This is a genomic window from Actinoplanes sp. NPDC023801 (assembly GCF_040639655.1).
In the GTDB taxonomy this organism is placed as follows: domain Bacteria; phylum Actinomycetota; class Actinomycetes; order Mycobacteriales; family Micromonosporaceae; genus Actinoplanes.
On record NZ_JBFAAI010000033.1, the window covers coordinates 71,205 to 91,187 of the forward strand.

Annotated in this window: 17 protein-coding genes; 7 read left to right on the plus strand and 10 right to left on the minus strand. The window is 70.5% G+C overall.

Annotated elements, in window-relative coordinates:
* The first annotated feature begins 37 nt into the window (after nucleotides 1-37).
* Nucleotides 38-1,036, plus strand: a complete 999-nt coding sequence (locus AB0G04_RS37630) for an iron-containing redox enzyme family protein (protein ID WP_360993257.1) — start codon at nucleotides 38-40, stop codon at nucleotides 1,034-1,036.
* Here the strand turns inward: AB0G04_RS37630 and AB0G04_RS37635 are convergent.
* Both AB0G04_RS37635 and AB0G04_RS37640 read right to left on the minus strand, forming a co-directional pair.
* Complete coding sequence (locus AB0G04_RS37635) at nucleotides 1,002-2,060, minus strand: glutamate--cysteine ligase (RefSeq protein WP_360993260.1); 1,059 nt, start codon at nucleotides 2,058-2,060, stop codon at nucleotides 1,002-1,004. The genes AB0G04_RS37630 and AB0G04_RS37635 overlap by 35 nt on opposite strands.
* Nucleotides 2,057-3,022, minus strand: a complete 966-nt coding sequence (locus AB0G04_RS37640; protein WP_360993262.1) for a class I SAM-dependent methyltransferase — start codon at nucleotides 3,020-3,022, stop codon at nucleotides 2,057-2,059. Before AB0G04_RS37640 ends, AB0G04_RS37635 begins: the two co-directional genes overlap by 4 nt.
* A 238-nt stretch (nucleotides 3,023-3,260) precedes the next feature.
* Here AB0G04_RS37640 and AB0G04_RS37645 point away from each other — a divergent pair, with 238 nt between their 5' ends.
* Nucleotides 3,261-3,677 (plus strand): STAS domain-containing protein, encoded by a 417-nt coding sequence (locus AB0G04_RS37645; protein ID WP_360993265.1) that lies wholly within the window; start codon nucleotides 3,261-3,263, stop codon nucleotides 3,675-3,677.
* Here the strand turns inward: AB0G04_RS37645 and AB0G04_RS37650 are convergent.
* The 3 genes from AB0G04_RS37650 to AB0G04_RS37660 form a co-directional block, all read right to left on the minus strand.
* Complete coding sequence (locus AB0G04_RS37650; RefSeq protein WP_360993268.1) at nucleotides 3,655-3,981, minus strand: STAS domain-containing protein; 327 nt, start codon at nucleotides 3,979-3,981, stop codon at nucleotides 3,655-3,657. The genes AB0G04_RS37645 and AB0G04_RS37650 overlap by 23 nt on opposite strands.
* Nucleotides 3,978-4,310: an ATP-binding protein gene (locus AB0G04_RS37655; RefSeq protein ID WP_360993271.1), complete on the minus strand. Its 333-nt coding sequence runs from the start codon at nucleotides 4,308-4,310 to the stop codon at nucleotides 3,978-3,980. Before AB0G04_RS37655 ends, AB0G04_RS37650 begins: the two co-directional genes overlap by 4 nt.
* A 353-nt stretch (nucleotides 4,311-4,663) precedes the next feature.
* The gene (locus AB0G04_RS37660; protein ID WP_360993274.1) at nucleotides 4,664-5,674 is read right to left on the minus strand and encodes a LacI family DNA-binding transcriptional regulator; all 1,011 of its coding nucleotides are present in this window, start codon (nucleotides 5,672-5,674) and stop codon (nucleotides 4,664-4,666) included.
* A 375-nt stretch (nucleotides 5,675-6,049) separates the two neighbouring features.
* Here AB0G04_RS37660 and AB0G04_RS37665 point away from each other — a divergent pair, with 375 nt between their 5' ends.
* The 4 genes from AB0G04_RS37665 (at nucleotide 6,050) to AB0G04_RS37680 (ending at nucleotide 14,094) form a co-directional block, all read left to right on the plus strand.
* Nucleotides 6,050-7,015 carry a glycoside hydrolase family 6 protein gene (locus AB0G04_RS37665; RefSeq protein ID WP_360993277.1) on the plus strand — a complete coding sequence of 322 codons (966 nt, stop codon included), beginning with the start codon at nucleotides 6,050-6,052 and terminating at the stop codon, nucleotides 7,013-7,015.
* 205 nt (nucleotides 7,016-7,220) lie between these two features.
* Nucleotides 7,221-8,852: a methyl-accepting chemotaxis protein gene (locus tag AB0G04_RS37670; RefSeq protein ID WP_360993280.1), complete on the plus strand. Its 1,632-nt coding sequence runs from the start codon at nucleotides 7,221-7,223 to the stop codon at nucleotides 8,850-8,852.
* A 209-nt stretch (nucleotides 8,853-9,061) separates the two neighbouring features.
* Nucleotides 9,062-10,558, plus strand: coding sequence for a VCBS repeat-containing protein (locus AB0G04_RS37675; RefSeq protein WP_360993282.1), 1,497 nt, complete (start codon nucleotides 9,062-9,064; stop codon nucleotides 10,556-10,558).
* A 455-nt stretch (nucleotides 10,559-11,013) separates the two neighbouring features.
* Entirely contained in the window at nucleotides 11,014-14,094 is a 3,081-nt protein-coding gene (locus tag AB0G04_RS37680) for a PAS domain S-box protein (RefSeq protein WP_360993285.1), read from the plus strand.
* Between the two features lie 33 nt (nucleotides 14,095-14,127).
* Here AB0G04_RS37680 and AB0G04_RS37685 read toward each other — a convergent pair whose 3' ends face one another.
* Together AB0G04_RS37685 and AB0G04_RS37690 are read right to left on the minus strand one after the other, a co-directional pair.
* Nucleotides 14,128-14,352: an STAS domain-containing protein gene (locus tag AB0G04_RS37685; RefSeq protein ID WP_360993288.1), complete on the minus strand. Its 225-nt coding sequence runs from the start codon at nucleotides 14,350-14,352 to the stop codon at nucleotides 14,128-14,130.
* 550 nt (nucleotides 14,353-14,902) lie between these two features.
* Nucleotides 14,903-15,301, minus strand: a complete 399-nt coding sequence (locus AB0G04_RS37690; RefSeq protein ID WP_360993290.1) for a hypothetical protein — start codon at nucleotides 15,299-15,301, stop codon at nucleotides 14,903-14,905.
* On the opposite strand from AB0G04_RS37690, the gene AB0G04_RS37695 reads away from it, so the two are divergent.
* On the plus strand, nucleotides 15,285-15,653 hold the full coding sequence (locus tag AB0G04_RS37695) for a CAP domain-containing protein (RefSeq protein WP_360993293.1): 369 nt from the start codon (nucleotides 15,285-15,287) through the stop codon (nucleotides 15,651-15,653). The two genes, AB0G04_RS37690 and AB0G04_RS37695, sit on opposite strands and share 17 nt — an antisense overlap.
* 77 nt (nucleotides 15,654-15,730) lie before the next feature.
* Here the strand turns inward: AB0G04_RS37695 and AB0G04_RS37700 are convergent, their stop codons facing one another.
* The 3 genes from AB0G04_RS37700 to AB0G04_RS37710 form a co-directional block, all read right to left on the minus strand.
* The gene (locus AB0G04_RS37700; protein WP_360993295.1) at nucleotides 15,731-17,098 is read right to left on the minus strand and encodes a hypothetical protein; all 1,368 of its coding nucleotides are present in this window, start codon (nucleotides 17,096-17,098) and stop codon (nucleotides 15,731-15,733) included.
* Between the two features lie 57 nt (nucleotides 17,099-17,155).
* Nucleotides 17,156-18,610 (minus strand): cellulase family glycosylhydrolase, encoded by a 1,455-nt coding sequence (locus AB0G04_RS37705; RefSeq protein ID WP_360993297.1) that lies wholly within the window; start codon nucleotides 18,608-18,610, stop codon nucleotides 17,156-17,158.
* Between the two features lie 459 nt (nucleotides 18,611-19,069).
* Nucleotides 19,070-19,780, minus strand: a complete 711-nt coding sequence (locus AB0G04_RS37710; RefSeq protein ID WP_360993300.1) for a VIT family protein — start codon at nucleotides 19,778-19,780, stop codon at nucleotides 19,070-19,072.
* Between the last annotated feature and the right edge of the window lie 203 nt (nucleotides 19,781-19,983).

Consider the following 19,983-nt stretch of genomic DNA (forward strand, 5'->3'; position numbering starts at 1 on the left):
CCGTTTCGCGGAGCGGCAAACGGGAATTCGCCGCAACATGAAACTGCCGTCCTCGCGAGGTTCCCTGTCCAGCGCGCTCGTCGATGCTCTCGGTGGCGGCGCGTCCCACATCGCCGAGGTCGAACCGGATGGCGACGAGGACCTGCAGCTGTCGCTGTTCGTCTGCTACGAGCTGGCGTACCGGGGCTGGGACGGTGTCGACGACGACTGGGAGTGGCATCCGGACCTGCTGCGCGTCCGGGCCGGCCTGGAGCGGCGCTTCGAAGCCGGTCTGCACGACCTGGTCGGACCGGTGGCCCCCGCCGACCCGGCGACGGTGCCGCACGCGCTTGCCGACATCGTCGCCGCCGACGACGGCCCGTCACTGTCCGGGTATCTGCGCGGTCGCGCCACGTACGAGCAGTTCCGCGAGTTCGTCACGCACCGCTCGATCTACCACCTGCGGGAGGCGGACCCGCACACCTATGCGATCCCCCGGATCGGCGGTCGTGCCAAGGCCGCACTGATCGAGATCCAGCTCGACGAGTACGGCGGGGGCATCACCGGGCGCATGCATCAGGAGCTGTTCAAGCAGACGATGACGTGGTTCGACCTGGACCTGACCTACGGCGCCTACGTCGACACGGTTCCGGCGGCCACCCTGGCCGTCAACAACCTGATGTCGTTCTTCGCCCTGCACCGGGCCCGCCGCGGCGCGATCCTCGGTCACCTGGCGGCCTACGAGATGACGTCGTCCCTGCCGAACCGCGCGTACGGCAACGGCCTGCGCCGCCTCGGCGGAGACGCGAGCGCGACCGCGTTCTACGACGAGCACGTCGAGGCAGACGCCGTGCACGAGCAGATCGCCGCCAACGACCTGTGCGGCACGTTCGCCGGCAACGAGCCGGAACTCGCCGGACAGGTGCTGTGGGGCGCCCGGTGCGCGCTGGCCGTCGACAACGAGTGGGCGCAGGCGGTGCTCGACTCGTGGCAGGCCGGCGGTTCCTCGCTGCGCGAGCGGCTCACAGCGCCAGCGACGCCAGCATCGGCGGGATGAGCAGGCCCTGCGCCAGTAGCCGGCGTTGCCGGTCGGAGCCGGTGCCGTCCCGGTGAATCCGGTGCAGCCCGGCGGTGACCGTCTCCAGGTCGTCATGGCGTTTCAGGGCCGGTGTCACCCGGTCGACCAGCTCACCGACCAGATCCCAGGCTGGCTGGGCCCGGCCGGTCCGCGGATCCAGCAGGGTGCCGCTCATCCCGATGCGGGCGGCGTTGCCGTGGGCCGCGTTCAGCAGGATGTCGGAGACCGGCGGTGCGGGCGTGTCCACCGCGGTGTCCACCATGGCCCGGGTAAGCGCCGCGAGGAGCACGGCGTCGGCCGGATCGAGGCAGACGTCGGTGACCCGGACCTCGACGGTCGGGAACGTACGCGACGGCCGCGCCCACCACAGGACCATCGACTCGTCCATCATCTCGCTGGCCGCGACCAGCGCGGCGATCGTCTGCGCGGCCTCGGCGGCCGTGTCCACGTGCGGCCAGGGCCCGACCGTCGGCCAGCGGCGCAGCTGAACGCACCGCCAGCTGGCGTACCCGGTGTCGGCGCCCTGCGACAGCGGCGAGTTCGAGGCGAGGGCCTGCAGCAGCGGCAGATCGGCACGTAACCGGGTGCAGACCCGCACCGCCGCGGCCGGATCCGCGACGCCGACGTGGATGTGACAGCCGCACAGGGCGGGGTCCCGCGCGATCGGCCCGTAGTGGGCCTCGATCGCGTGGAACCGCTCGTCGTCGGCCGGCACCGGGTCGGGTTCCGCGACCGGGGTGGCACCGACCGCGACCAGTACCGCCCCCGCCGTCCGGGCCGCCTGAGCGGCGGCCCGTCGCCCGTCGCGCAACTGCTGCGCCAGCTCCTCGGTGCCGGTGCAGACACCGGTGACCATCTCCAGCATGCTGGGCCGGAACTCCCGGCGGCTACGCTCCCGCATCGCCTCCGGCAGCCCGGCGACGACGGTCTCCGCGACCGGCAGATTCACCCCGGTCCGCGGATCGAGCAGCAGGAACTCCTCCTCGACCCCGACGGTCCTCACCGCGGGCGCGTGGCGGTCAGCACGACCACGGCGATGCGCTCGGCCCGCTCGTACGCGGGACCGTCGAGCTCCTCGCCGTAGACGTCCGGATCCACCTCTCGATAGGTCCAGGTCAGGTCGGTCGGCGAGAGACGCTCGGCGACCGCGGCGCGCAGCGGGTCCCGGCCGTCGATGATGCCGGTGCCGCTGAACAGCACCAGCGCACCGCCCGGCGACAACCGTTCGGCGGCGGCGTCGATCAGCCGCAGGGACAGGTCGTGTCCGTCCGGCCCGCCGCCGTCGCGGTAGGTCCGGCCCGCCGGATCGATCATGAACGGCGGATTGGAGATGATCAGATCGAGGTCGCCGTCGATCGCGCCGAGCAGGTCGCTGCGCCGGGGCGAGACGTTGCCGACCCCGGCGAGACGGGCGTTGACCTCGGTGCAGCGCAGGGCCGTGTCGTTGATGTCGACGGCCAGGACCTCCGCCCGGGGCGCCCGCTTGGCGATCGCGATCGCTCCGGCCCCGGTCCCGCAGCCGACGTCGACCACCCGGGCCGGCGACGCGGTCCGGCCTTCGACGTGCGCGACGGCGGCATCGGCCATGCGGTACGTGTCCGGACCGAAGAACACCGAGTCGGCGGCGTCGGTGGGGAAGGCCGAATGGACGAACAGCTCACCGTCGTACGACGAGAATCGCACCCGGCTGCGCCACAACGGACCGGTGGTCTCGACGGCATCGGCGGCCCGCAGCGGCTCCAGGATCTCCGGCGGCAGCAGCTCCGGCCGGAACGGCCGGCTCCACCCGAACACACCTCGCAGGTCCAGAGCTTCGGCGTTGCCCGGCCGCCGGTTCACCCGGGCGTGCGTGGCCGGTGTGGTCGTGGTGAACTCGTAGCCACGCTCACGGAGCTCACAGCCCACGCGATGGAGTTCGTCGATCACCAGGGTGCCACGGACGGCGGGTTCACTCGGCTTCGTCATGGCAGGGCGGATGCCCCGCAACGACCGCTCTAATCGTCCGGAATCCGCTTCCGGCGGTACGGGATCGACCGCGCCCCCGGGCGGGCATGCCGGGCCGGCCCGAGAACGGATGCCGCACATCCGGCGGCTGATCGGCCGGCGCGGTGGCATCGACATGCTTTTGTCATGTGTGTGTGGGATTACCGCCATCGGGCAAGGGCAAACTTGTCTCAGGACGATCGTGAGAAGGCGGTGCGCGATGACCATGAACGTGGTTCCGGCGGTGGAGGAGCACGACGCCAGCGCGTGCGGAACCGAGATCCTGCTGCACACCATGACCGGCGCGTCGGTGGTCCGGGTCGTCGGGGACCTGGATCTGTCCACGGCGACCCGGATGCGTACGACGCTGGAGACCGCACTCGCCGTGTCCGCCTGGGTCATTGTGGACCTGCGGGGTGCCGACGCCGTCGACTCCGTCGGCCTCGGCGTGCTGATCGCGGCCCGGGAGTCGGCACGCCGGCACGGCGGTGACCTTCTGCTGGCGGCGGCGTCACCGTTCTTCGTGTCGGTTCTGAGCGCGGCCCGCCTCGACGCGTTGTTCACCGCGTTCGACACCGTGCCGCAAGCGATCACGTACGCACTGAACCCGCCGCTCAGTTCTCCGGGGCCCCGCTGACGGTGGTCAGCAAGTCGAGCAGGCCACTGATTTCCAAGGTCCGTCGGGTGATCCCGGTGGGGTTGGTCACCACGAAGCCGGCCGCCCGCCGCTGAGCGCTGTCCCGGGCGCGCGTCAGAGCGTGGATCCCGGCCGAGTCGCAGAAGTCGAGCCCCGCCAGATCGATGACCAGCCGGTGGGGGCGGTTGCCGGTGAGGGCCGCCGCGACCGCCTCGTCGAGTCCCGGCACGGTTGCCATGTCCAGGTCGCCGGTCACGACGAGACGCGTGACACGGTCGCCGTCGTGGCTTGTGGTGATCTTCATGCTGCCTCCGTCCGGCTGGATCCTGTCGCGTTGGTGCCGTCGCTGCCGCCGTCGCGGCTACCGGGGACGGGCCACAGTTCGGCGCAGACCCGCTTGCCTCCCTCGTGCGACTGCACGTACCACCGGACAGTCAGCGACTCGATGAGCCGCAGTCCCAGACCGCAGGTACCGTCGGGATCGCGGGGCCGGGGCACCACCGAGGAACCGTCGGCGACGGACACGGTGATCTGCCCGGCGTGGGACTCGACCGCGACGACGATCTCGCTGCCGCCGTGCCGGACGGCATTGGAGACCAGTTCGCTGACCACGACGGCCGCGTCGTCCAGCACGCACGATCCCGCATCCCCCATCCGCCGAGCACCGCTGTCACCGCGCTGCGTGCCCTCCCGGGGGCCGTGCTGTCCAACGGCAGGTCGAAATGGGCCGTCAGGGTACTCATACCAGCAACTCACCTCCCCGCCGTCGCCGCCACCGATCTCGAAGGCCGGCCACACCGTACGCCGCCGGCGATGGAGCCCTTCGGAGCCACGGCGGGTCTGTACCCGACCGCCAGATCGACATTCAAATCGACGCAACTTTAGCGGACCCGAACGGGGAGCTCCAGCTGAACCCGGCCATCCGGGCGGGGTCAGACGGACCCGCGCCGTACGAGTTCATCCTGAACCCGGTCATCCGGGCGGGGTCAGGCCGACCCGCGCCGTACGAGTCTCGTCGGCAGGATGAGCGACGCGGGTTCCTGTCCCGCGATCACCGCGACGAGCATGCGGGCCATCTCCCGGCCCAGGGACTGGATCGACTGGTGCACGGTGGTCAGCGGTGGATCGGTGCGTTCGGCGATGCCCAGATCGTCGAAGCCCACCACGGCCACGTCGGCCGGCACCGCCCGCCCAGCCTCGGCCAGCACCCGGAGGGCTCCGGCCGCCATCTTGTCGCTGGCGGCGAACACGGCGTCGAGATCGGGGCAGGATTCGAGCAGGGCCCGCATCGCCGTGGCGCCGCCGGCCTCGGTGAAGTCGCCCTCCGCGGTGCCGTGCGGGGTCAGGCCGGCGATGATCATCGCTTCGTGGTAACCGCGGTACCGGACCTTGCCCACCTCGGTGGACATCTGGCCGGTGATGGTGGCGATCCGGGTCCGGCCGAGCCGGACGAGATGCTCGGTGGCGAGCCGCGCTCCGCCGAGATTGTCGGAGTCGACGTACCAGCGTGGTTCGAAATGCAGCGGCCGGCCGCCGTAGACCGCGGGGAGGCCGGCCTGTTCCACGATGTGGGTCAGCGGATCGCCCTCGTGCAGGGCCATCAGCATGATGCCGTCCACACCGCGCGTGCGCAGCAGATTCGTCAGCCGGGACCGGCCCCGCCCGGAGCTGGCCAGGCACAGCAGCAGGTGCAGGTCGGTCTCCTCGAGCGCCGTGGACACGCCGACGATGACCTGGGCGAAGAACGGGTCGGCGAACAGCTCGGGATCGTCGTGGGAGATGGCGAGTGCCACGATCCCGGTCTGCCGGGTGGCCAGGGCGCGGGCCGTACGGTTGGGCAGGTAGCCCATCTCCTTGATGGCCTTCTCGACGGCCTCGCGGGTGGCGCGACTGACGTGCGGCGCCTTGTTGATCACCCGGGACGCCGCTGAGCGTGAGACCCCGGCTCGCTCCGCCACCTCGTCGAGCGTGGGCTGTCGCCGCGGGTTCGCTGCCATGCGAGGCCGGGTCCTTCCTGTCCGGTGCGGGAAACGGGCCCGTCGCGGTGGCCCGGCGGCGAGCCGCGAGCTGATCGTACCGATCGGGCGATCGTATGAAGCCGATCAACGCATATCGCTGGAAGCGGTCCCAGCGTCGAGGCCGAGCTAGACGCAGGCATATCGACCAACTCCTTGACAACTTGCACCACAGTGCCGAGCATCGATCGAGAGAAGCGGATGCCACGTAACTGGAAGCGCTTCCAGTTACAGCACGACCCTCTCCGTGGCCGTCCCCAGCCACCCGTCCCCGCCGGTGCGGCTCGGCGGTCCGGTGCCCACCGCTCCGGACGGCCCGGCACGCGACCGGTACATCCCCCGCTAGGAGACACGTCGATGAAACGACCGATCCGCTCCCGGGTGCTCGCCGCCCTGGCCCTCGTGATCCCCGCCGTCCTGCTCGGCGCGCCGGCCGCCCATGCCGACCCGGTGAGCCAGACCAGCGGCTTCTACGTCAATCCGAACTCCAGCCCGGCGACATGGGCCGCCGCCAACCCCGGTGACGGGCGGGCCGCCGCCATCCGCACCGCGATCGCGCAGAAGCCGATGGCCAGCTGGTTCGGCAACTGGAGCGGCGACATCGCGGGCGCGGTCGGCCGATACGTCGCAGCGGCCGACGCCGTCGACAAACTTCCGCTGCTAGTGGCCTACAACATCCCCGGCCGGGACGCCTGCGGCGGCCACTCCGGCGGGGGAGCGGGCAGCGTCGCCGCGTACGACTCGTGGATCTCCTCCTTCGCCGCTGCCATCGGCAACCGGCCCGCCGTGGTGGTTCTCGAACCGGACTCGCTCGGCGACTTCAGCTGCATGAACCAGGGGCAGATCAACGACCGCGTGGGGATGCTCTCCCGCGCCGTCGGCCAGTTCCGGGCCAAGGCGCCCAACACATGGGCCTATCTGGACGCCGGCAACCCCGGATGGGTGGACGCCGCGACCATGGCGCAGCGGCTCAACATGGCCGGAGCATCGGGTGCCCGCGGTTTCGCACTCAACGTGTCGAACTACTTCCCCACCGGGGACAACACCAACTACGGCAACCGGGTCGCCACCGAACTGCGGCGCTTCGGGTACAGCAAACCCTTCGTGATCGACACCAGCCGCAACGGCAACGGGTCCAACGGTCAGTGGTGCAACCCCGCCGGGCGCCGGATCGGCACCCCGACCCAGATGGGCGGCGGCGCGGAGATGCTGCTGTGGCTCAAGACTCCGGGGGAGTCCGACGGCAACTGCGGGGTCGGCGCCGGGTCCAGCGCCGGGCAGTTCCTGCCCGAGGTCGCCTATCGGATGATCTTCGGATACTGAGCGACCGCCGCCGGCCACGCCGGCAGTGAACCGGGCTGTACCGGCTGAGCAGCAGGCGAACCCCGTTGCTGCTCAGCCGGTACAGCCCGGTTGCATTCCCAGTGCCGTTCGGGCGGGCCCTCAGTCCGCCCCACTTGCACACGAACTGGCCCTGTGACGCGGTCCGCACCAATTTTCGGGGGCCGTCCATTCGGGGGAGTGATTGATGGAGTCGACACCGTCACAGGCACCGGGACACCGGCGCGGAATCATGGGACGCCTTTCCGACCTGCGGGTCAGCACGAAGATCCTGTCCGCGGTGCTGGTGGTCGCCACGATCGGCACCGGGGTGTCGTCGTACGCGGTGGTCGAGATGGCGGAGATCAACAACAGCACCGACGCCGTGTTCGAAGGCAGTCTCCAGCTGGAGACCATCGCCGAGATGCGCAACGCCTTCAACCGGGTACGGATCGACTCGCTCAACCACTTCTTCTCCGACGAGGCGGAAGCCAAGGCCGAGGCGGAGAAGTCCATCACCGCCGACCTGAAGGCGCTCGCCGACGCCGAGGCCCGGTACAAGGGATTCGCGCTCGGCCCGATCCGGGTCGCCGCCCTCGCCGACTTCGACACCAGCTGGTCAGAGTACGTGTCGGTGCTCAACGGCACGCTGCTGCCGCTGAGCCGGGACGGTAAGGACGCCGAGATCACGGCCATCCGCAAGGCGCGGATCAACCCGCTGGTCGCACAGGCACGCGAAGCCATGGACACCCTCGCGGACCAGACCCTCGTCAAGGCGAACGAAGAGAAGGCCGCGGCTCAGGAGGCTTACACCAACGCTCGTACGCTGGTCATCTCCCTGATTATCGCGGGGCTGCTGGTGGGCGTGACCGCGGCGATGGGCATCGCCCGCCTGATCACCAAGCCCCTGGCGCGGTGCGTCAAAGTGCTGATCTCCATCCGCGACGGTGACCTGACCGCCCGTACCGGGCTGACCGGTAAGGACGAGGTCGGCGTGCTGGCACAGGCCCTGGACACCTCCACCGCCGCCGTGGCCGGCATGGTTCGCCAGGTCGCCGAGAACGCCCAGCACGTCGCCGCTGCCTCCGAGGAACTGTCTGCCGTGTCGGTGCAGATGTCGCAAGCCGCCGAGGAGACGTCGGCGCAGGCCGGAACCGTGTCCGACGCCGCCGGGCAGGTGTCGCGCAACGTGGAGACCGTCGCGGCCGGTGCCGACGAGATGGGCGTGGCGATCCGGGAGATCGCGACCAGCGCCACCCAGGCCGCCGCGGTCTCCGCCCAGGCAGCCCAGACCGCCAAGCGGACCAACGGGATCGTTGCGAACCTGGGCCGGTCCTCCACCGAGATCACCAGCGTCGTCCAGACGATCACCGCGATCGCCGAGCAGACGAACCTCCTGGCCCTCAACGCCACCATCGAGGCCGCCCGCGCCGGTGAGATGGGCAAGGGCTTCGCCGTGGTCGCCTCCGAGGTCAAGGACCTCGCGCAGGAGACCGCCCGCGCCACCGACGACATCACCCGGCGCATCGGCGCGATCCAGCAGGACACCGAACACGCGGTCTCGGCCATCGGGGAGATCGCCGAGGTCACCGTCCGGATCAACGACTACGCCGCCACCATCGCCGCCGCCGTGGAGGAGCAGACCGCCACCACCAACGAGATGGCCCGCAGCGTCGCCGAGGCGTCCGGCAGCGCCGGCGACATCGCCGAGAACATCATCGGCGTGGCCCAGTCGGCCGGCGCCACCGCCACCGGCGCCACCGAGACCCAGTCGACCGCCCAGGAACTGGCCCGGATGGCAGGGGAACTGCACCAGACGATCTCCGTCTACCGCGTGTGACGGATCCGGCCCGCCCCGCCGCCCACGAATCGGACACCTCGCACGGGAGTCACCCCTTTCGGGTGAACGAGGATGTGTGGCAGATTGGTGCAGCACATAGATGGGCGGCGGGGGGCCGGTACTACATGGCATCGAAACAGGCACGATCACGGCAGCGGCGCCGAGCGACCGCATCGATCACGCGTGGCACCGCGCCGCGGGTGTTGTCCGTGGCGACGATCGCGGCAGCGGTGCTGTATCCGGCCGCCTCGGCACAGGCCGGCACACCGGTCACCGCCCGGGCCGCGGCCGCACCGCTGGCCCCGTGCGGCCCCGGCGTGGTGACGCCGGCCGACCGGGCGATCGCCGAGCAGCTGCGCCCGGCGATGAACGGGCCCCGCCTCGGCTCGTCGGTCAACGGCCGCAGCATCGCCTGCGCCCGCGCGATCGTCAGCACCGTCCAGGCCCGCGGCCTCGGCCCGCGTGCGGCCGTCATCGCGGTGACCACGGCAATCGCCGAGAGCACCCTGAACAACCACACCGTCGCCTACGACCACGACAGCGTCGGCCTGTTCCAGCAGCGGCCCTCACAGGGCTGGGGACGGCCCGCACAGCTGGTGGACGTGGAGTACGCCACCAACGCGTTCCTCAACTCGATGCTGCGCAAGCACCCCGGCGACAGCTGGATGACCGGCGACATCGGCGCGATCTGCCAGCGCGTGCAACGCTCGGCGTACCCCCTGGCGTACGCCCCCGAGGTGCACGACGCCCAGCTCATCGTCGCTCAGCTGTGGGCCCGGGCGGCGACTCCCGCACCCATGCCGGCCGCTCCCGCCCCGGCACCGTCGTCGGCGCAGCCGGCGGCACCGTCCGGCCCGTACCAGAAGGCGCTGATCATGGCGGGCACCGAACTGGGGGCCCTCACCGGACGGCACGAGCTCGCGCTGGCCGACTGGAACGCCGACAAGCACCCCGACCTGATCCTCGTCCGGGGCACCGAAACGGCCACCGGGAGCACCGAGGTCCGGATCATGGACGGCGCCACCAACTTCTCGAGCCTGCTGCTGACCACGAGCACGGCGCTCGGCCCGACCGACGAACGGTATGCGTACGCGGTCACCGACTGGAACGGCGACAACCGGCCCGACCTGCTGGTGGTGCAGAGGTCCGGCACCGCCGGCGGCGGCACCGAGGTGACCGTCCTCGACGGCGCGTCATCCTTCCGGCAGGTCCTGCTGGCCCGCACCGGTACGGCGCTGGCCGCCACCGACGAGCGGCACCAGTTCGCCGTGGCCGACTGGAACGGCGACAACCGCCCCGACCTGGTGGTCACCCAGACGTCCGGAACGGCCGGCGGCAAGATGGAGGTCCAGGTCCTCGACGGGGCCTCCGGCTTCCAGCGGGCCCTGGCGCCGGTGATCGTCACCGCGGAACCCGCGAACGCCGATCATCGGGTCGCCGTCACGGACTTCAACGGCGACAAACGGCCCGACGTCGTGGTGATCCAGAAGTCACTGACCGCTGACGGCAAGACGCAGCTGCGGGTCCTCGACGGCGCCGCGAACCTGCAGCGCCAGCAGTCGCAGGCCGACACCGCACCCGGTGTCTCCGCCCATCTCGACCTGCTGATCACCGAGTGGAACGGTGACCGCAAGCCGGACGTGATGATGGTGCAGAAGACCGGCACCGCGAGCGGCCGCACGGAACTGGTCGTCCTCGGCGGCTGAACCCGGCCCCGTCGCGGGTCCGCAGACCGCGTTCCGTTGTGGTCCGCGGTCAGTCCTGGTCCGCTCGGGGTCTTGGGTGGTCGTGTTGTGCGGTCCAGCCGTGCCCGCCCGTGCCCGCCGCTGCCCGTCGTCCGTCGCCCCGCCTTGCCGTCGCCCGGTTTGCCGCCCCCAAGCCGCGCTGGTGCCCGCCGCCCTTGCGCGCCGCTGCCGCCGTCCGTCGCCCCGCCTTGCGACCGCCCGGTTTGCCGCCTGCTGAGCGCCAGCCAACTGACCACCGGGGCGCCGGGTAGATGTCCGGCGGCAAGGCCTCGATCAGAAGCCGGTTAGCTGTCGCGATAGCGGAGGCTGTAGGCGCAGCGCTTCGTTTTTCAGAATGATACCGACATATTCGGGCATAGCGTGGGAGGTGATTGCCCCTATTGCCTGGCTTCGTGCACGGCGGGACAGAGGATCCCATGGCGCTGCTTCTGGTCACGTCGCTGTTCGTTCTGATCCTGCTGTGGGTCTCATGGAGGTATCTGCGGCGCCGTGATCCGATGTTGCGTGACGTGATGTGGATGTTCGCGTCGGTGGCGATGCTGTTCGTCCTGGGAGTGGTTCGCGTGGTGGCCGGCGCTCCGCCGCGGGCGCTGGCCGCCGTGGCGATCGCGCTGCTGCTGGCGAAGCCGTTGTTCACGTTGCGGGTGGTGAGCCGGCTGCGTCCGGTCCCGTCGTGGTGGTTGCCGGTGGCGGCGGTGGCGTGGTTGGTCACCGCGATACCGGTCCTGGTCTCGCCGGCGGGGCCGGTGCCGCGGCCGCAGCTGTGGCCGGCGGTGATCGCGTTCTTCGCGGTGGAGACGTTGGCCGCGTGTCTGCTGGGGGCGCTCGCGCGCCGTCACGGTGGGGCAGCGCGGGCCCGGTTGTGGTGTGCCGCGGCGGGTACCGGCCTCTTCGGTGTCGCGTTGCTGGTCTCCACCGGCGGTCCGGTGGCCCGGGTGGAGTCCCGGCTGCTCGCCGTGGTCTCCGGGGTGCTGTATCTGCTGGCGTTCGTGCCGCCGGGCCGGCTACGGCGCAAGTGGGCGCAGGAGGCGGCGTATGCGGTGACCCGCCGGCTGCTGGCCGCACCGCCCGACGAGCCGGCCGCCCGCACGTGGCGGACCTACTGCGGCGGCGCCCGCGAGATACTCGCAACCGACGCCGTGGTGGTGCTGATGCCGGCCGGCGGGCAGACGGTGCGGGTGGCCGGCTGCGACGACGCGCCGCTCAGTGACCTGGTGTGCACCCGCCACGGCCTCGACGAGATGCTGGCCGCGCCGGGCACCATCGACGCCCTGGCGGGATGGACCCACCCGCCGGCGGTGGCGGTGATGTTCGCGCAGGCCAGCGACACCCGGTACGTGACCGTGGCGCCGGTGCCGTGCGCGGAGGGCGCCGGTGCGGTGCTGCTGCTCGACCGCTACCGCAGCCTGTTCGCCGAAGACGACGTCGCCGCGTTCACCGAACTGGCCGTGCAGGCCGCGGCCCTGGCGGGGCGGGCGCAGGCGCTGGCGGAGCGGGAGCGGCTGGCGGTGATCGTGGAGTCGTCACACGACGCGATCATCAGCAAGTCCCTCGACAGTTTGATCACCAGCTGGAACGCAGGTGCCGAACGGCTCTACGGCTACACCCGCGACGAGGTGATCGGCCGGCACGCCTCCATGCTGTTCCCGCCGGGGCAGGAGGAGACCGAAGCGGAGTTCATGGCCCGTATCGCCGGCGGGGAGCGCATCGACCAGCAGCAGGTGAAACGCCGCCGCAAGGACGGCACCGTGATCACCGTGTCACTGACCCTGTCGCCGATCACCGACGATGACGGCCGTATCGCCGGGGTGGCGTCGGTGTCGCGGGACATCAGCGAACGCCAGCGCGCCGAGGCGATGTTCGAGGGGCTGCTGGAAGCCGCCCCCGACGCGATCATCGGCGTCACCCACGACGGCACCATCACCCTGATCAACGCCCAGGCCGAACGGCTGTTCGGCTACCGGCGCGAGGAACTGGTGGGCCAAAGCGTCGACATTCTGGTCCCCGAGCGGTTGCGCGGCGGGCACCCGCACAAACGCGACGGCTACTTCGCCCACCCGCGGATCCGCCCGATGGGCGCCGGCGCCGCGCTGGCCGCCGTGCGTAAGGACGGCAGCGAGTTCCCGGCCGAGATCAGCCTGTCCTCGGTGACCACCGACCGGGGCATGATCGTGACCACGGCGATCCGGGACGTCACCGACCGGCTGATCGCCCAGGCCGAACGCGAACGCCTGATCACCCAGGCCGAACGCGACGCCGCCGAGCACCGCCTGCAGCACACCCGTCGGCTGGAGAGCCTCGGCCAGCTCGCCGGCGGCGTGGCCCACGACTTCAACAACATTCTCGCCGTGATCAGCAACTACGCCGAGATGATCTCCGAAACCCTCAGAGACCCGGCCGCGGACCGCGCCGATCTGGCCGCCGCTGACAAAGACTGCGGCCAGATCAGCCGGGCCGCGGAACGCGCCACCCGGCTGACCAAACAGCTGCTCGCCTTCGGCCGGCGCGACATCACCCAGGCCGAGGTGCTCAGCCTCAACCACGTCATCGGCGACGTCGAGCCCATGCTGCGGCGCGCCATCGGCGAGCACATCCATCTGGTCACCACCCTGGACCGGGACCTGTGGCCGGTCCACGCCGACCCCGGGCAGGTCGAGCAGATCCTGGTCAACCTCGCCGTCAACGCCCGCGACGCGATGCCCGGCGGCGGCACCCTGTCGGTCGACACCAGCAACGCCGAGATCGGCGCCGAAGACCTCATCAGCTCGCCCCTGCCGGTGGGCCGCTATGTGCGCATCCGGATCAGCGACACCGGCAGCGGCATGCCACCGGAGGTCATCGAACGCGCCTTCGAACCCTTCTACACCACCAAACCCAAAGGGTCCGGCACCGGCCTCGGGCTGGCTACCGTCTACGGCATCGCCACCGCCGCCGGCGGCGACGTGCGCCTGTACTCCGAGAACGGCATCGGCACCACCGTCACCGTCATCCTGCCCGCCGTTGACGCCCGCCTCGACGAGACCGGCTCCGACCCCGTGGTGACCGCTGAACCGGCCGTTGGTGCCGCGCCGCAGGAGACGATCCTGATGGTCGAGGACGAGGACGATCTGCGGGTGATCACCGGACGGATCCTGACCCGCGCCGGCTATCACGTCCTGACAGCCAGCGGCGGCGAGCAGGCCATCCATCTCGCCCAGACCCATCCGGACCGGATCCATCTGCTGCTCACCGACGTGATCATGCCGAAGATGACCGGCAACGAGGTCGCCGCCCGTGTCCGCGCCATCCGGCCCGGCATCCCGGTGCTGTACATGTCCGGCTACGCCGAACCTGTGCTCACCGAGAATGGCACCCTGCCCGACGGCGTCACCATCGTCGAGAAGCCTTTCACCAGCCAGGAGCTGCTCACCCGGGTCCGCGCGTTCGTGCACCTGCACGCCGCCGGCACCACCGCAACCTTCCGGCCGATGCCGAGACGCAACAGTCCCACCAGTTGACCGCCCACGGCCGAACGACCATCTGTGCCGCTATCAGGTCTGCGGCGGTGCGGCGACCAGAGCCTCCAGCACGCCGGTGATCTGCAGGATTCGCCGTACCGGCATGGTGGGATTGATCAGCACGAACCGGCCTCCGGTAGCGCGGGCTTCGTTGCGGGCGGTGACCAGCGCGCTGATGACGGTGGAGTCGCGCCCGGCTGCGCACCGCTTCCGCTCCTCGCGCCGTGGCCGGCGCTGCGGGCCGGGTCGGCACGCCATGACTACCGGTGCCCCGGCGTAGGCGGTCGCCCTGGAATGCCGCCATGCGGACGGCGAGGCCTCCCCGTCCGCCTGTGCTAACCCTGCTGTGGGTCCGCAGGGCAGCTGTCCTGTCGCCTGGTTGTTGAGCGACAGGTTGATGCACCTACCTGACGTTTTCTAGGGCATTCAGCTGGTGCTCAACACCGCCCCAACCCGCGCTGCTGCCCGTCGCCCTGCCCGTCGCTGCCGGCCGTCCTCCGCTTGTGCGCCAGTGGCCGCCGGTGCCCGCCGCTGATGGCCGACCGCCGTTGGATCTCCCCCGGAGCTGACTGCCGGGCGCCGCTGTTCGCCGGCCGTCGGCCGGTGCCGGGCGGTGGTCGGCGTGACGGCGGCGGTTACGTTTCCTTGAGTCGAGCCTTAAGGCTTCCTTAGATCAGGTCTTTCGCCGCGATGGGCATGAATAGTGAACCGGCTGGATCTTCCGTTGTCCGGAAGATCCAGTGGGACAGCTGTCAACGAGTCGACGAGGTGAATAGTTCGTGCCCATCCCATCCAACCGGCGGACCCGCTACATCCTGACGGCCATCGGGGCCTTGGGGTTGATCGGAACCGGCTCGGCCGTGATTGTCGCGGGCGCCACCTCCGGGGACCGGGAGATCCGTCTCGCCTCGACCACCCCCGACACCACCGCCCCTGCCGACCCCGCCACGGATGCGGACACCACCGGCACGCCGGTGAGCGGAGCGCCGTCCGCCTCGGCCACGGCGTCGCCGTCCGCTACCGCGTCGGCGTCGGCCTCCCCGTCGGCGAGCGCGACGCCGAGCCGTTCGCAGTCCCGTCCGGCGTCCACGGCGAAGCGGCGCACCACGGCACCGGCCCCGCGGCCGAACAGGACGACCCAGGGGCCGTCCGGCGGCGGGGGTTCCGGCTCCTCCTCGGTCGCCGGTGAGGTGCTGCGGCTGGTCAACGCGGAACGGCAGAAGGCCGGCTGCTCGAATCTCAGCAGCGAGTCGCATCTGGTGGCGGCGGCGCAGAAGCACTCCGAGCTGCAGGCCGCGCAGAACACCATGTCGCATCAGCTGCCCGGCGAAGCGAGCATGGGTGACCGGGTGACCGCCGCGGGCTACCGGTGGCGAGGTCTGGGCGAGAACGTCGCCGCCGGTTACACCAGTGCGGCCAGTGTCATGGACGGCTGGATGAACAGCCCCGGGCACAAGGCGAACATCCTCAACTGCAACTTCGAGGAGATCGGTGTCGGCCTGGCCAAGTCGTCCTCGGGTACCCAGTACTGGACCCAGGTCTTCGCCACGCCGGCCTGACGCGGGCTGCGAAACGGCCCGGTCGCGCGGCTTTCGCCGTACGACCGGGCCGTTTTGATGCCTTTGCCTAGGGGTTGTCAGCTCGGGAACGTGTCGGGGTCCACCTCGGACGAGGAGGCGTTGCCGCCGAGGCGCGTCTTCAGGCCGATCTCCCAGATCGTGAACTGCCGGGACGTGGTCTTGAACTTCATGTTCGAGTCGAACTTGCTGAACTGGCAGTTGCGGGCGAACCGCTTGCCGTCCCAGTCGGCGCCCGACGAGGTGTACACCTGGTAGGTGCCGTCCTTGATGCGGCCGGTCGTGACCTTCTTGCTGCCCCGCACGTACACCGAGACGGCCGGCTTCTTGGACCCCACCTTCACCAGGTTGACCACGGTGTCGACGTTGTTGCCGTTGTCGATCTTCAGCTGGCCGCTGCCGCCGGTGGTGCGGGTGATGTAGCTGCCGTTGGGCTTACGGCGGTTCTGATCCTTGGTCGGCCCCGGAAGGAACGACCCGAACCGGTACTTCGCGGCCGGGTCAGCGGCGGCCAGCGCCGTGATCGCGGTCCGCAGGTCGGCGGCGCCCTCGGCCCGGCTGAGCTCGGCGCTCGCGGATCCGCCGGTGCAGACGTTGCGGCTGTCGGCGGAGCTGGACACCGCCGTCATGTCGTCCTCGAGCGCCGACAGCGCGTCGACGAGGTCACGATGCGCCGTGCCGGCACCCTCCGGCGGAGTCAGCGCCGACAGGGAGGACGACTGGGAGCTGACCGTCGTGGCGAGGGCGTCGGCGGCGCTTGACACCGCCTTGGGCGTGGTGGCCTGCCGCAGCTTGTTGATGCCGTCGGCGAGCTGCTTGTCGGCCGCGTCGAGCGCACTCTGGAACGACGCCGGATCCAGCGGCGGCGCCGCGACGACGGCCTCCGCTGTCGGGTCGGCCGCGGTCGTGGCCGTCGTGGTGGTGGTCCCGTTGCCCTTGGTCTCGGCGTTGCTGCCTCGGAACAGGGTCGGCACCAGGCACAGGCCGCCGATGACGACGATGCCCAGGGCTCCCGCGATGATGCGGGCGCGGGTGCCGAACCGGGGCGCGGCCGGGGCGGCGAAGCCGGGTGGGGGATAACCGGGCTGGCCGTAGCCGGGCTGGCCGTAGCCGGGCGGCGGGTAGCCCGGTGGCGGGTAGCCGGCACCCGGTGTCGCTCCGTACTGCGGGAACGGGCCCGCCGGAAGCACCCGGATGGCCACGGACACGGTCCGCGTCGCCTCCGTGCCGGTGGCCGGGTCGGCCCACGGCACGTCGACATTTTGCACCATGCCGTCCTGGGCGCCCGGCGGGAAATAGATCGTGACAGGCGTACCGTCCGGCGGCGTGATCGTCTTTGCGGTGCCGGCCGCGGCCTCGGCCGCGCTCAGTTCGACGACGACGTCCGCGGACCCTTCAGCGGAGCTACCCCCCGTATTCACATCCATCCCAAGAGTATTGGATGGCTGTGCAAGGAAGTCTATCGATCGAAAAGGTCGTGATCATCATGAGATCGCGACGTCGTCATAGTAGACGGTTCCCGTGTTGTCACCGGACTTGAGGTGCAGCTGGACACTCGTGGCACCGGCGGGTGCGACGGCGTCCACGGACAGTTTGGTCCAGCCGGAGGTGCCGGTCGGCAGACGGTTCGAGGTGTGCTGACTCAGCCACGTGCCGTTGATGTCGAACCAGCTCAGCGCGATCTCGGTGATCCCGGTGGCGGCGACGCCGCGGGCGTACGCCTCCGCGTGCCACGAGTGGCCACCCTGAACCGGTGTGATCGGGGAGGTGAGCAGCGACGGCAGATTGCTGCCGCTACGGGTGGTCTGGGAGAACCGGGCCGACCGTGAGCCGGTACGCGCCGACTCGGTCGTGATCACGGCGGTGCCGGCCGCGGGCTGGTAGTTGCGCCACGGCGAATCGATCGTCGCCGCCTCGAAGCCCAGATTGAGGATGCTGTTCGAGACAATGCCGGTGGTCCACGCGGTACCGGTCACCGATGCGCTGATCTTCGCGGTCGCGTCCGTGCGGTACAGCCCGAACTTGTACTGGGCGGGCATCGTGGACACCGCCGAGTTCGGCGGGATCGCACCGGAGGCGAAGTCGTTGAGGGTCCACGGCGCCACCGAGCCGACGCCGGCCACGCCGGACGCGCGGAACACCCGCGCCAGGTAGGCGGCCTGCTCACCGTCGCTGCCCGAGTGGGTGCTGACGCCGGTCTCACCGATCACCATCGGTACGGGGGCGACCGCGTTCTGCGCGCGGCGAATCTCCGCGAGCGACCGCTCCGACGCGCCGTAGAAGTGGAAGTCGTAGTAGTCCAGCGGCGTGGTGGCCAGCTGCGACTTGATGCTGGCCATCCCGGTGGCGCCGGTGCCGCCGTCGACGGAGAGGGTGAGCGGCATGGCCGGGGCGACGCTGCGGATCGCCGGGATGACCTGACGGACCCAGGTGACCGCGGCGGAGTCGTTCGGCTGGAACTCGTTCTTCACCTCGACGGCGATCACCCGCGGGTCGTTCACGTACGGCCCCAGCAGGGCCTGCGCCCAGGAGATGCTGTTGGCCACGTCGGAGTAGCCGGACCACCAGTCGAACAACGTCAGCTTGACGCTCAGGCCGCGCGCATCGGCGAGGCCGACGAACTGACCGAGCTTCTGGACGTACGCCGGAGCCGGTGCCGGATATCCGAAGGTCTGCGGGAACACGATCGCCCGCACGTTGGTGGCACCGAGCGCGGCGGCCCTGGCCAGGTCGGCGTCGATACGTACCGGGTCGAAGTTCGTCCACATGAACGTCCACCCGGCGTTCGACGGGTAGTAGTTGATGGTCTTCGCGGTCTGCACCGCGGACATCCGGCTCGCCAGGGTCGGAGGGTTGGCGTGAGCGGGGGAGAGCGGCAGCACCATGCCCAGCAGCAGGGAGCCGGCCAGGACGAGGGCGCGCAGGGGGAGACGGCGCATTGGGGGGACCGGGCCTTTCCGTAGCGATATTCTATTGACGACGGTAAGTCGGAGGGGGTTTTCCGGCAACCGGAGCCATGAATGAGGCATCTTTCCGGGCCGCAACTCTGATCACCGGCCGGGTGTTTTTCAGACAATTGCCGAGGATCCGTGGCGGAGCTCGAGCCGGATCGGATCGGCAACGTCCTTTGGTGCAGTATGCACTGGTCAGAGCGGTCTTACCTACTCGGTTCTCGAGGGGCGCGAGTCGGTTCGGGAGCGTCACGTGACGGATATGGAAGCCTTCGGCGGGCAATTCGAAAAAGATCCAGAATCGGTGTTCTCTCGATCTTTCGGCACTCACCTGATCTAATTCGGGCACAGGTCATAAACATCGGGAGGTCGACGCGTGAGCGAAAAGACGGGCTGCGCGAAACTGTCCCGGTCCGGCACCCGCCGCAGGAACTGCTGCCTCGGGCCTCAGAGACCGGCCGCGGTGCCGACCAGGGCGCCGACGCCGAAGGTCACCGCCATGGCCAGTGCACCGCCGCACACCAGGCGCAGCACCGCGCGGGCCGGATGTGCGCCGCCGAGCCGGGCGCTGAGGTAACCGGTGCCGGCCAGCGCGGCAACGACCACGGCGAAGGTCACGACAACCCGTACGCCGGCCGGCGGGACGAGGATCGCCAGCAGCGGCAGCAGCGAACCGGCGGTGAACGCGACCGCCGACGCGGCCGCGGCCTGCCAGGGGCTGGTCAGGTCGTCGGGCGTCAGGTGCAGTTCGGCGTCGGCGTGCGCGGCGAACGCGTCCTTGGCGGTCAGTTCCACGGCGACCTGCCGGGCGGTGCCGGGGCTGAGGCCCTTTCCCTCGTACAGCGCGGCGAGTTCGTCCAGTTCCTGGTCGGGGAACTCGGCGAGCTCCCGGCGCTCCTTGTCGAGCAGGGCCTTCTCGGTGTCGCGCTGGCTGCTCACCGACACGTACTCGCCGAGCGCCATCGACACCGCGCCGGCGACGAGCCCGGCGACGCCGGCGGTCAGGACGGGGCCGGTCGCCGTGGTCGCGCCCGCGACGCCGACGACCAGGCCGGCGGTCGACACGATGCCGTCGTTGGCGCCGAGCACCCCGGCTCTCAGCCAGTTCAGCCGTCCCGCGATCGACGCGTCGTGCGGCTCGCCCGGGTGGTTGACCACGCTGCCTCCTCGAGCTTCCGCGGGAGTTCCGCCCGGTAGACCGTAAACCTCGCCGGTGGACTCCCGATAACCCGTGGCGAGTCGCCGGCCCGGGGCCTGGAAACGCGCAACCGGGCGGCACCGGCACGGGCACTCGGCTCGCACCCCACGACCTGGAATCTCTTTCCCATGCCCGGCGGACATGCGCCGGACAGAGCGGGGGA

What these genes read in the sequence shown, in the direction of transcription:
- AB0G04_RS37685 (WP_360993288.1), bottom strand. Translation starts at nt 14,352, where the DNA reads ATGGCGTGCCGACCCGGCCCGCAGCGCCGGCCACGGCGCGAGGAGCGG.
- AB0G04_RS37640 (WP_360993262.1), bottom strand. Translation starts at nt 3,022, where the DNA reads ATGACGAAGCCGAGTGAACCCGCCGTCCGTGGCACCCTGGTGATCGAC.
- AB0G04_RS37660 (WP_360993274.1), bottom strand. Translation starts at nt 5,674, where the DNA reads ATGGCAGCGAACCCGCGGCGACAGCCCACGCTCGACGAGGTGGCGGAG.
- AB0G04_RS37665 (WP_360993277.1), top strand. Translation starts at nt 6,050, where the DNA reads ATGAAACGACCGATCCGCTCCCGGGTGCTCGCCGCCCTGGCCCTCGTG.
- AB0G04_RS37705 (WP_360993297.1), bottom strand. Translation starts at nt 18,610, where the DNA reads ATGCGCCGTCTCCCCCTGCGCGCCCTCGTCCTGGCCGGCTCCCTGCTG.
- AB0G04_RS37630 (WP_360993257.1), top strand. Translation starts at nt 38, where the DNA reads ATGAAACTGCCGTCCTCGCGAGGTTCCCTGTCCAGCGCGCTCGTCGAT.
- AB0G04_RS37645 (WP_360993265.1), top strand. Translation starts at nt 3,261, where the DNA reads ATGACCATGAACGTGGTTCCGGCGGTGGAGGAGCACGACGCCAGCGCG.
- AB0G04_RS37650 (WP_360993268.1), bottom strand. Translation starts at nt 3,981, where the DNA reads ATGAAGATCACCACAAGCCACGACGGCGACCGTGTCACGCGTCTCGTC.
- AB0G04_RS37670 (WP_360993280.1), top strand. Translation starts at nt 7,221, where the DNA reads ATGGAGTCGACACCGTCACAGGCACCGGGACACCGGCGCGGAATCATG.
- AB0G04_RS37680 (WP_360993285.1), top strand. Translation starts at nt 11,014, where the DNA reads ATGGCGCTGCTTCTGGTCACGTCGCTGTTCGTTCTGATCCTGCTGTGG.
- AB0G04_RS37700 (WP_360993295.1), bottom strand. Translation starts at nt 17,098, where the DNA reads ATGGATGTGAATACGGGGGGTAGCTCCGCTGAAGGGTCCGCGGACGTC.